Annotated in this window: 4 protein-coding genes; 2 read left to right on the top strand and 2 right to left on the bottom strand. The window is 74.1% G+C overall.

The window, feature by feature from the left end; genetic code table 11:
• Window positions 1-268 precede the first annotated feature (268 nt).
• Window positions 269-2,947 (top strand): MXAN_6230/SCO0854 family RING domain-containing protein, encoded by a 2,679-nt coding sequence (locus ACIRST_RS30330; RefSeq protein ID WP_402806004.1) that lies wholly within the window; start codon window positions 269-271, stop codon window positions 2,945-2,947.
• Between the two features lie 107 nt (window positions 2,948-3,054).
• On the top strand, window positions 3,055-3,735 hold the full coding sequence (locus ACIRST_RS30325; RefSeq protein WP_402806001.1) for a DsbA family oxidoreductase: 681 nt from the start codon (window positions 3,055-3,057) through the stop codon (window positions 3,733-3,735).
• Between the two features lie 27 nt (window positions 3,736-3,762).
• Here ACIRST_RS30325 and ACIRST_RS30320 read toward each other — a convergent pair whose 3' ends face one another.
• Both ACIRST_RS30320 and ACIRST_RS30315 read right to left on the bottom strand, forming a co-directional pair.
• Window positions 3,763-5,136 (bottom strand): FAD-dependent oxidoreductase, encoded by a 1,374-nt coding sequence (locus ACIRST_RS30320; protein WP_402805999.1) that lies wholly within the window; start codon window positions 5,134-5,136, stop codon window positions 3,763-3,765.
• Between the two features lie 229 nt (window positions 5,137-5,365).
• Window positions 5,366-5,824 (bottom strand): hypothetical protein, encoded by a 459-nt coding sequence (locus tag ACIRST_RS30315; RefSeq protein WP_402805996.1) that lies wholly within the window; start codon window positions 5,822-5,824, stop codon window positions 5,366-5,368.
• Between the last annotated feature and the right edge of the window lie 110 nt (window positions 5,825-5,934).

The following is a 5,934-nucleotide window of genomic DNA, read 5'->3' as shown; positions in this document are numbered from 1 at the left end:
GGGCGGGGGCGCGTTGGTGTGGGTGGGGTTGGGGTGCGCGGCGGGTGCGGCCGTGCGGCCGGGGTGCGGGGGTGTGGGATGGCGGCCCGCCCTACTCCCCACTCCGGAGCGGCCGAAAATAATCGGTGGGCGGCGCGGCAGGACCCGGCTATGGTGACCACGTCGGCGGCTCCGCGACGCGCTTCCTTCTCATCCTTCCTCGGACCCTGTAGCGCGCCCCCTCTCCGCCCCCTTTCTTCTTTCCGCCTCCGTGGGGGGATCTCTCCGCATGCCCCGAGCCATCGCGGCTCCCTTCGACGTCGACGTCGATCTCGATCTCGGTTCCTTCCTTCTCCGCCGGCGCGGCGCCGTCTGTGTGGCCCCCGGCGAGCTGCTGCCCACCGCCGACCCGTGGAGCGCCCGGGGACTGGTGGCCCTCGACGCCGATCTGGTCCGGCGCGGCTACGTCCTGACCGGCCGGCTGCGGGCCGCCCTGGCCCGCTTGACGCCCGTCCGGCTCGCCGAACTCGGCGACGGGCTGCTCGCCAGGATCGACCACCTGCTGGGCGCGGACCGCGAGCACGTCCCGCTGTTCCGCCGCTTCCCGGACGCCGTGCCCGACCACGCGCACGTCTTCTACACCCGGCAGATCCGGGCCTTCCTGCTCAACCAGCCCAACCAGCCCTGCGCTCACTGCGGTCGGCGCGGCTCCCAGGTCGGCATCGGCGCACTCGCGCCGTGCGCGCACCTGCTCTGCGCCCCCTGCCACGACGGGCTGGCCGAGGAGGGGCGGGGCGAGCGGTGCCCGGTCTGCGGCACGTCACTGGACGCCGGCACCTACCTCGGCGAGGACAGCACGGTCGGCCGAAGGGCGGCCGAGGACTTCGGCGGCCGCCAGGCCCTGCGCCCGCTGCGACTGATCGCCGAGGACCAGGTCACCGGCGCCATGGCCGAGTTCCACCGGCTGCTGGCCCGCCGCACCCCGCTCTCCCCGCAGGACCGGGACGACCTCGCCGCGCTGCTGGCCCACGCACCGGAGGACCTGCCGCAGCGCCTGCCCGAGCGGATCCCGCTGCGCGAGACCAAGGCCACCGTGCTCGCCGCCCTGCTGCGCCGCGGGGGCGCGGACGCCCTGCCCGTCCTGGCCGAGCGGGTCGACACCGCGACCGATGTGCTGCGGCTGCTCTGGGCGTGGTCCGGCGCCGAGCCCGACCTGCTGCCCGCCACCGCGCGGCGGCTGCGACTGCGCAACCTGCCCCGGCCGTTGCGCCGCGGCCTGCTGGAGGTCCTGGAGGGCCTCTCCCCCGTCGCCCTCGCCGAGGACCTGCGCCGACACCGTTCGGCCTGGCTGCGCGCGGGCGAGCTGCTGCACCCGTACGAGTACCGGCGGCACTTCCCCGCGGTGACGGCCGCGTTCGTGCTGCTGCGGGAGACGGACCTGCGCACGCACGAGGTCGGCCGAGAGTTCGCCGAGCCGCCCGCGCCGCTGCGCGTGGTCACCGGCGGGGAGCCGGGCCGGGAACGCACCCGGCTGGCGTTCACCGGTTTCGCCGGGCGGGTCGAGTCCCTGCTGGCCGCCGGGGACGCCGTCCGCGCGGTCCGCGTCCTGGCCGGCCGCCCCGGCGAGCTGGTCCGCCGGCTGCACCACGTGCTGCGGGTGCACGCCACCCGCGCGCCCGGTGCCCCGCTGCCCCCGGAGCTGCTGGAAGCGGTCGCGGGCGCGCTCGAACGGGTCGCGCCCGGGCCGCTGCTCGGCGCGTACGGACGGCTGCGCGGGGCCCGTACGGCAGGCGAGCGACGGCTCTACTTCCCCCGGGGAACCGTCTCGCTGGCGCACGCCCGGGAGGACCACGGCACCGTGGTGCCCGCCGAACTCAGCGCTCCCGTCTGTGCGTTGATCGAGCAGGAGCTGCTGCGGCGGAGCGCCGGCGGCGAGCGGTACGACCTGGCGCTGCTCGACGAGGGACTGGTCGACCTGGTCGCGCCGTTCGCCGAGCGGGCCGCCGCCAAGACGCTGGTCTGCGTGCCGCGCGGCAGTCGGCAGCGGCTGCCGGAGGGCGAGCGGCTGCGGCTGTTCGTGCACTGGATGCAGCCGGAGCACCTGCGGGTGGACCTCGACCTCTCGGTCGCCCTGTACGACGGACAGTGGCGGTTCAGCGGGCTGTGCGACTTCACCAACCTGGTGCACGGCGACCGGGCCGCCGTGCACTCGGGGGACTACGTCTCGGCACCGCCGCCGAACGGCGCGACGGAGTTCGTCGACCTGGACGTCGCCCGGCTGGCGGCGGGCGGCGCCCGGTACGCCGTGGTGATCGTGTTCAGCTACAACGACGTCGCCTTCGAGCAGTTGACCGAGGCCTTCGCCGGCTTCATGGACCTCGGCGCGACACCGTCCGGCGGGGCGCACTACCACCCGCGGACGGTCCGGCAGCGGCTGGACCTGGTCGGCGACGCCAAGGTGTCCGTGCCGATGATCGTCGACCTGGCGGAGCGGCGGTACACCTGGACGGACCTCAACACCGGCGCCGACGGCGGCTACCACAGCGTGTACCGGCACCAGGCCGAGGTCGGCGCGCTCAGCCGCGACGTGCTCGCCCACTTCGGCCCGGAGAACCGGGCCACCCTGTGGGACGTCGCCTGCGCCCGGGCGGCGGCCGGCACCGACGTGGTGCACGTGCGCGGACGCGACGGCGGCCCCGTGCGGCGGTGGCGCCGGCGGAAAGGCGAGGACCTCGGTTCGTTCGCCGCACGGCTGCGGGCGCTCCGGGACGATGACGGCACCGGGACGGCCCGGCTTCCGAACGGCGGGCACGCGTTCGTCGCGCTGGTGGACGGGGACGTGCCGGTGCCGGAGCAGCTGTCCGGCACGCTGTACCGGCTGTACCCCGGGCCGGTGGACGCCGCGGCCGAGGAGCTGGAGCGGCTGACCGCCGGGGACCTGGTGGCCGGGCTGGCGCCTCGACCGTGACGCCGGGAGCCTGAATATTTCTTGTCCTGAAATATTCAGGCTCCGGACCGCGTTGACGCCCGAGATCGACGCGGGAAGGGCCTGCGCGAGGGAAGGAGAGCAGCGCCGTGCGCGTCGAGATCTGGAGCGACATCAACTGCCCGTGGTGCTACATCGGCAAGGCGCGGTTCGAGCGGGCCCTGGAGGCGTTCCCGCACCGCGAGGAGATCGAGGTCGTCCACCGCTCCTTCGAGCTGGACCCGCGTGCGCCACACGAGGCCCGTCCGGTCGTGCCGCTGCTGGCCGCCAAGTACGGGATGAGCCTGGAGCAGGCCGTGGCGGCGGAGGCGCGGATCGCCGAGAACGCGCGCGCGGAGGGGCTTCCGTACCTGAGCGAGGGGCGTGACGCGGCGAACTCCTTCGACATGCACCGCCTGCTGCACTTCGCCGAGGAGCACGGTCGGCAGGCCCAACTGCTGGACGTGCTCTACCGGGCCAACTTCGCCGACGAACGCTCGGCGTTCGAGGAGGGCCGGCTGGTCGAGCTGGCCGTCGAGGCCGGGCTGGACGGCGCGGCGGCGGCGGCCGTGCTGGCCGACCCGGAGGCGTACGCGGACGCGGTCCGCGAGGACGAGACGACGGCGAGCGCGATGGGGGCGACGGGCGTGCCCTTCTTCGTCCTGGACCGCAGGCTGGGCGTTTCGGGCGCCCAGCCTGCGGAAACGTTCACCCGCGCGCTGGAGCAGGCTTGGGAGAGCCGGGTCACCGTGCCGCTGACGCCGCTGACGCCACTCGCGCCGAAGGAGTAGCACGGGCCCGACTGCCTGCTCCGGCGCTCAGGCCGGGATGAGCGCCTCCCACTGGGCCCGGGTCGGACCGTCGTGCTCCGGCGTGAAGTCCGGTCGGGCAGCCAGCCAGGCGGTGACGTGCCGGTCCACCTCCTCGCTGCCGTAGGCCTCGTCCGCCGTCCGCACCAGATGGCGCACCTGGGCCCGGGCCCTCATGACGACCGGGTCGTCGAAGGCGCAGGCGGCCACGGCGGCCGCCCGTCGCTCCGGGAGGGTCGAACCCTCGGCGAGCCGTTGCTCGTTGGCCCGGTCGGCCGTCACCTGCGCATCGAACCAAGGGCGGAGCGCCTGCGTCGTCCAGGCGTGGTAGTCGGTCGGGTCCGCGGCGATCCGGTCGGCATGGGTGGCCAGGTACTGGGCGGCGAGCAGGCCGAGGGCCACGCCGTGGCCCAGGGTGGGGTTGGTGTGGACGAGGCTGTCGCCGGCGTTGACCAGGCCGGTGACGACCGGGCCGTCCTCGTCGGCGAGGGCGGTCCAGCGGTTGTCCAGGCCGGCCATCGCCAGGACGGCCGACTGCGGTTCGGCCGCCAGGTCGAGCCAGGCGGCGGTGGCGGGGAAGCGGCGGGCGACGGCCTCGAACACGGCGGGGTCGGTGAGCGCGCCGCGGGTCGGATCCGCCGTGGAGAGCATCACGTTCACCGCGAAGGTGTCGTTGTCGGAAGGGAAGACACCGGCGAACGCGAACGCTGCGGCCGAGCCGTTCTTCACCCGCCCCGCGTCCCGCGGGCCCTCGGTGCGCAAGCGGTACCAGCGGCTCAGGTAGGCGATCCCGGTCCGGTGGCTTTCGACCACCGGCGGGCGGCAACCGGCCGCGACCAACCAGGCGGGAACCGGCGAGCGACGTCCGGAGGCATCGACGACGAGGTCCGCCCGGTGCGTTTCCGCGCCCACCCGGACCCCGGTGACCCGGGCGGGGCCGCCCTCCCCGAAAGTGAGGGCACTCACCCGGCAGCCCGACCGCATCTCGACGGTGGGCTCCCGCCGCACGGCCGCGGCCAGGGCGGCCTCCAGCACGATGCGCCGGGTGCGCAGGGTCACCAGGTCCTCGTCCCCCGCCCGGTGCGGCGGACGCTCCTCGAACCAGTCGAAGTCGTGGTACTCGTGGGCCCCGCGGTCCAGCAGGTCCGCGTGGACATCCGGGGCCTCGGCGCGCAGGACGGTACGCACCGGCGCGAGGAACGAGTGGGGCTGGACGGCCTGCGGGACCCTCGGCCTGTTCCAGTGGAAGAAGTCCTGGTTCAGGTCGTCTCCGGCCTCGCGCGCGTCCTGCTCGAACAACGTGACCGTGTGGCCCCGTCGACCGAGCATGAGCGCTGTCCCCAGCCCGCTGGTACCCCCACCGATCACCGCAACCCGCGCCATCGAACTCCCCTTCGCGTCGTGTTGCGGAGGGAGACTACCGCTCGATGATCTTCGATCGCCAAGCGCGGCCGCCGGCCACGCGTCCGACGGATGCCGGCCGGATCACGTGTCGGAGGTCAACGGTCAAGCAGGACAGAGAAATCCGGCCGCAGGCGCCAAGGGCAACGGTGGCTCCGTCCGGCATTCGATCGTCATTCGATCGTCACCGCGGCAGACCACGGCACGGGTCTCAGTCGTAGAAGAACTGACGGAGGTCGTCGGCGGCGCCGGGGCCGAAGAGGAACGCTTCGAAGCCGCGGACCGCCCGGGACGTCGGCGGGCCGTCGAGGGGGAGCCGCCGCAGCCAGATCTCGCCCTGCTCGCCCACCGCGTGGATGGCAGAGAGCAGTTCGGCCATACCCGCCGGCCGGGGCGGCGTCACACCGGTGACGGACACGAGCTCCCAGCCGCCGGCCCGGGCCGCGACGCGGAGCACCTCCGCCCAGGCAGCGAGACGGCCGAGCCGTACGGGCCAGGGGAGTTCGGTGGAGGGGTCCACGTATGCCGGGGTCGCGACGGCGATGTCGTCCATGACCCGGCGTTCAAGCGTCGTACGGGTCCAGCGCCCCTCCTGGGCGTCCTCGATGGCGGCATCCCACCACTCCCAGGCGCTGTGCAACCGGGCGTCGAACCCGTCCGTCTCGTCCATGCCGGTCAGGCTAGTCCGGAAACGCGAAGAACCCCCATCCGGAATCCGGATGGGGGTTCTTCAGCAATGATTGTTCGGCGGCGTCCTACTCTCCCACAGGGTCCCCCCTG

This window comes from Kitasatospora sp. NPDC101447 (genome assembly GCF_044767225.1).
In the GTDB taxonomy this organism is placed as follows: domain Bacteria; phylum Actinomycetota; class Actinomycetes; order Streptomycetales; family Streptomycetaceae; genus Kitasatospora.
Note: the sequence above shows the minus strand (reverse complement) of the source record. Positions and strands in the feature narration are given on the sequence as shown.